This window comes from Candidatus Cardinium hertigii (genome assembly GCF_003788695.1).
This window is the reverse complement of sequence record NZ_RARA01000025.1, coordinates 52,732-57,891: the sequence shown is the minus strand read 5'-3', so window position 1 is coordinate 57,891 and position 5,160 is coordinate 52,732. Positions and strand designations below refer to the sequence as shown.

Below are 5,160 nucleotides of genomic sequence, written 5' to 3'. Positions count from 1 at the left end.
TCCATTGAGTAACCGTAGGAGCGAGATTTGATTTTCGGTTTTTTCCCTTTCTTTTCAGCAGTTTTTTCACCAGCGCTTGATTTTTTTTGGCTACTTTTTTTGATCAAGCAAAAAAAGTAGCTTTAACGAATACTTTCTATTTTCTATTCAAAATTTCTTCACAAATATACTGCATTTCTGTTAACCACTTTGAGCAGATATTATTTTTTTTCCCCCATGGAATATAGAACGAAAGCGTTTCTTTGGCTATGCGTTGTTGATCTGCCCATTCACGCGCATATAAAGTTTGAGTATTGTGGAGCCTATCAGCTAATTTAACCTGTATAACACGGATGTTAACACATTGGCTCAGCATATTTTTGTTTTCCATATCACTGAATTTCCAAGGATAACCATTTGTATGGTAATGGGTAACCCTATCTACAATATAGGCAACTTCAGGGCCATACATGAGATCTATTTGGGTTAAGGTTACCGGTGTATCTTCTACTATATCATGCAACAAACCAGCTAGAATGGTAGATGGATCTTTGGTAACATCTAGCAGTATCTTAGCTACTGCCATAGGATGCGTATAATAAGGCGCTCCCGATTTACGTATCATAAGACCATGCGCATTTTTAATAAAAGCAATGGTTTTTTCCACTATTTCTTGCGTCAAATTGGTTTCTGCTGTAAGCAAGTCTACTAACGTTCTTTCTTGTGCTAAGCTTTCGGTTGTTTCGCTTACCTTATTAGCAGCCAAATCGGTAGAATGGTAGTGAGGCCGTTGCAATAGACAATTAAATTTAATCATAAATAATCCACTTTCCCCTCATTGAAAAAATGGTTAAGTTAACATGAGTTTTCGGTGTTTAATTTTTTAGAATTATTACTAATGTATAGTTATGGCAATCCAAACAAGTGGTCAATTAAGTTTAGCAGATATTTCAGCAAGTAAACGTAAATGTAAACATACCTTTTTTGATCAAATCACTAAAATAATTGATTGGTCAACAATTGAAAAAGAACTTCGCATTTATTATGCTAAANTTTTAAAAATTTTATGCGGAATGTCGGATATTGGCAGTACGTATGGGTCCATTTATGCAACACCTCTCTATGCCAGAAACGATAGGAGGCCGTTGCAATAGACAATTAAATTTAATCATAAATAATCCACTTTCCCCTCATTGAAAAAATGGTTAATTTAACATGAGTTTTCGGTGTTTAATTTTTTAGAATTATTACTAATGTATAGTTATGGCAATCCAAACAAGTGGTCAATTAAGTTTAGCAGATATTTCAGCAAGTAAACGTAAATGTAAACATACCTTTTTTGATCAAATCACTAAAATAATTGATTGGTCAACAATTGAAAAAGAACTTCGCATTTATTATGCTAAAGGCCTACGCTTATCTGGCANCCATGTTCATTAAAGGCCTTTAGCCGCTTACCAGGCACATATGCCTCATTTTTTTTCTCAAATAGTGCATTAAACAACTCCTGAAAAGCTTTAGCAGCACTTCTGCCTGAACCATGTAATATACTACAGATATTGATTAACTCTACTTTATGTTTCTGTTCCGTGAAAGTCTTTAATTTAGCAGTAGGCACATATGCCCCATTTTCTTCTCCGTTTCCTTTTTCAAATAGTGTATCAAATAACTCCTGAAAAGATTCAGCAGCACTTCTGCCTGAACCACTTAATATAGTAGAGATATTTACTAGCTCTATGTGACGTGCCTTAAAAGCCTTTAATTTAGCAGTAGGTACATATGCTCCGTTTTTCCACTCAAATAATTCTGCAAACAACTCCTCAAAAGCCTTAGCGGCACTTTTGCCTGAACCACTTAATATACTGGAAATACGCTTGAATTCCACTTCATTTTCCAGAAAAGCTTGCAATATTGCTGACACTCTATAATTACCTGTTGCATTTTCTTCAAAAAAAAGCTTAAATAATGCTTTAAATTGATGAACAGCTTGCGTACATGAGCTATCTAATATACTAGAAATATTCTTTAAGTTTATGGTATCTTGGTTATTTTCCAATGCCTTTAGTTTGTTTGTCTTAACAAATGTAATACTATTTGTTTTATTTAGGCTATTTGATGTATTCCACTGGATTGTATACAATTCTTTAGCCAATGCTAGTAGATTAGCAGCTGATTTTGTACCAGATCTGTGTAATGTGCTCTGAAAAAAAGTACGCAAGGAGGATTTTTTATCTTTAAGTAAATAGGCTAGAACGGCTATACCATCTTGGTTTTCCCTTATAGTTTTTATAAAATTATTATGGAATTTTGTTTTAGAGTTAGCGTTAGCCCTAGAATTACATATCATCGTTATAAAACGAATGCCATCATCAAGATCTGCCGAAGAAGAACACCCGGGCTTATCTTGCATTTCTTCCATACGCTCAAAAATAGCATGTACATGTGCTATATGCTGGTCATCAATAGAACATTCACTCGTTTCTAAACTGGAAGTTGTTGCTTTTTTCTGTAACGACTTTTGATTACTTTTAGCTGGTGTATTTTTCTTTTTTGCCTGAGCTTGTGCAGGTGATTGTCCAGCATGCCATATAAACGTAATAAAAAAGTAAAATAGCTTAAAAAAAAATAGCTTAAAAAGGTATCTAAAAGTATAACGCGACATAATAAATAAAAAAATNAAAAGAACTTCGCATTTATTATGCTAAAGGCCTACGCTTATCTGGCAAACCTGCCTATAGTCCCCTACTTTTATTTAAAATGCTTTTACTTCAGACATGGTATGGACTGAGTGACTATCAAGTAGAAGAAGAAGTAAACGACCGTATAACTTTTAGCCTATTTTGTGGTATTTCAATGGACAGTTCGGTTCCGGATCATAGTGTATTAAGCAGATTTAGGACTATGCTTACAAAGAAGAAGGCACTAGAGAGGTTATTAAATATAATTAATGATCAGCTATCTGCCCATGGGGTACTGGTTAAAAATGGCTCAGCTGCTATTGATGCTTCAATAACTCCTACTCCCAGATGTCCTAAATGGAAAAAAAGTTATGATCTTCATGCAGATGGCAGTATAACCGTATCTGAAAGTTATCAAAAAGGAGTAGATCCAGAAGCAAGTTGGACTAAAAAAGGTCCTAAGCTATATTATGGCTATAAGCGGCATATACTTGTAGAAAGTAAAGAAGGATTAGTGCTAGCCGTCAGTACCACAAAAGCATCTAGTCATGATAGCGGTCATTTAGAAGACTTATTAAATAAAGTAAACTTACCGCCCGGTAGCAGGGTATATGCAGATAAGGGCTATAGCGGTTCGCCTAATGAAACGTTATTAAAGAAAAAAAAGTTAAAATCAGCTATTCAGAAGAAGGCTACTAAGCATAATCCTTTATCAGCTACCGCTAAGCGGTTTAATAAATTAGTAGCCAAGACTCGTTATAAGGTAGAACGTGTATTTGGTAGTATAAAAAGTTGGTTCCGCAGTTCGGGAGCCCGCTATATAGGTATTGATAAAATGCATACACAACATCTTATGGAAGCAATAGCTTATAACTTATACAGGTCCCCAAATATCATTTTAAGAGGTTGCTAGGGGAATGGTCTATCCAAAATGAACTAAAAGCATCTAAAACCGACATTCCGCACAAAAACGCAATAAAAATCATTATTTATTTTGTTCAGTAGTAGTATTTTTCCACAAAAAAAATAATTATATTACCTATTGCGTTTAAACTGTTCATCTGTAGTTATATATATGCAAATACATCCATCGAATATATTAGGCAGTAAAATATTAGACCATCTAGGTCTAGTAGCAGCTACGATAGATCAACTAGGTATAGCTCATGCCATAGNCAATAAATAATGATATTCTTACTGCCATAACCCCAAAAATGGCAAAAAATAACAAAAAATAATACTGGAAAAATAGAAAAAATTATACTGTCGGCCTGTTGCAACGGCCTCACTTTTTGTGTTCTTTCACGCTCCTGACAAGGATATCATTACAAACAGGAGTGCGCCTTGAAAAAACTGTGGAAAGAAAAGAAAGGGAAAAATAAAAAGAAAATCAACTTGTCTGAGCTCCGTAGGAGCGAGATTTGATTTTCGGTTTTTTTCCTTTCTTTTCAGCAGTTTTTTCACCAGCGCTTGATTTTTTTTGGCTACTTTTTTTGATCAAGCAAAAAAAGTAGCTTTAAAAGTCACATATTTGTTCAAGGCGCATTTTTATGATCCTGCATTAGTATCCGTTCAGTGGAGTGGCCTAAGTCTCTATAATCTGGGAAAGAATATGGAAAGGATTTAGCTTTTGTTGCTTCCAGGATAGATAGAGAGAAATTATTCTTTCCAAAAATCTATTTCCCCGTTCAGATTGGGTAAAGTAAGCATTCTTGCGATAGACTACATAATGTCTAATCTGCCTTTCAGCATGGTTATTCGTTAAGGGTATAGTTAAGGGATCCTATAGTCAAGATTGATAAGATGTATGACATCATAGATCCCAAAATGCGGATATTATCTGTTCAAAACCTTACTATCCATTGTATACCTATGCTATGTACGGTTCTTAAAGGCATAATCCTTTTTTCTACTTCTTCCATCCTAATGACCCTCCTAAATAGATGCTTAAGTTTATATTGTATATTCCAAGACATCCAATGCAGTAATTTCCAGCGTGCTGAACCCATAAAAGCCATACCAGTACCGTAGTAAGATTTAAATTTGTTATCGCTAAACATGGAATTAGGCTCATAGAAATAAAGTCGAGTGATAAAATTTTCAGTTTGAAAGTAATGTATTTGCAAGTCAAATTGTAAATTTTCTTGACGCTTCCATTGCTGCGTACTAGATAGACTGTAGCCATGGTTTGTATGCCCCAAAAGCATGCAGTTTGTATACTGTATGGCTATATTGGTTTTCCAAGTATTGGTAATTTTGTAGCTTGCATGGAGCTTAAATTTGTTTTGGTTTGCTTTGCTAATTTTCGTTGTATTTTCTTCTATTATATTTTGATGCATGTTATGATCCCTCACAGTTCTATGAACAAACTGTAGCATATATTGCGTTCTACGATCCAATGCATAATTAATGTGGATCAATAATCTATGCCCTTTATCTTTCTCCTCCAATTCTGGTTCAGCTTTCTCTAATTCCGGTTTAGCTTGTGCGTTAATAAAATAGT

General features: G+C 34.5%; 3 protein-coding genes and 3 pseudogenes. 3 read left to right on the top strand and 3 right to left on the bottom strand.

Features of this window, described 5'->3' with window-relative positions; translation table 11 throughout:
• Positions 1-136: 136 nt before the first annotated feature.
• A complete protein-coding gene (locus EDM02_RS03435) occupies positions 137-796 on the bottom strand; it encodes an HD domain-containing protein (RefSeq protein ID WP_123662178.1) in 660 nt (219 codons plus the stop codon).
• Positions 797-887: 91 nt separating this feature from the next.
• Here EDM02_RS03435 and EDM02_RS06000 point away from each other — a divergent pair.
• The 3 genes and pseudogenes from EDM02_RS06000 to EDM02_RS03415 form a co-directional block, all read left to right on the top strand.
• A pseudogene (locus EDM02_RS06000) lies at positions 888-1,043 on the top strand (IS5-like element ISCca3 family transposase); the annotation flags it as partial.
• Between the two features lie 199 nt (positions 1,044-1,242).
• Positions 1,243-1,404 (top strand): annotated as a pseudogene (locus EDM02_RS03425) (IS5-like element ISCca3 family transposase); the annotation flags it as partial.
• Between the two features lie 1,242 nt (positions 1,405-2,646).
• Positions 2,647-3,570, top strand: coding sequence for an IS5 family transposase (locus tag EDM02_RS03415; RefSeq protein ID WP_123663107.1), 924 nt, complete (start codon positions 2,647-2,649; stop codon positions 3,568-3,570).
• 672 nt (positions 3,571-4,242) lie between these two features.
• Here EDM02_RS03415 and EDM02_RS03410 read toward each other — a convergent pair.
• Positions 4,243-4,440: pseudogene (locus EDM02_RS03410) on the bottom strand (IS66 family transposase); the annotation flags it as partial.
• 61 nt (positions 4,441-4,501) lie between these two features.
• The gene (locus EDM02_RS03405; RefSeq protein ID WP_123663105.1) at positions 4,502-5,107 is read right to left on the bottom strand and encodes a hypothetical protein; all 606 of its coding nucleotides are present in this window, start codon (positions 5,105-5,107) and stop codon (positions 4,502-4,504) included.
• Positions 5,108-5,160: the final 53 nt, after the last annotated feature.

Coding starts and splice junctions, on each gene's coding strand:
- EDM02_RS03435 (WP_123662178.1), bottom strand. CDS start 796: ATGATTAAATTTAATTGTCTATTGCAACGGCCTCACTACCATTCTACC.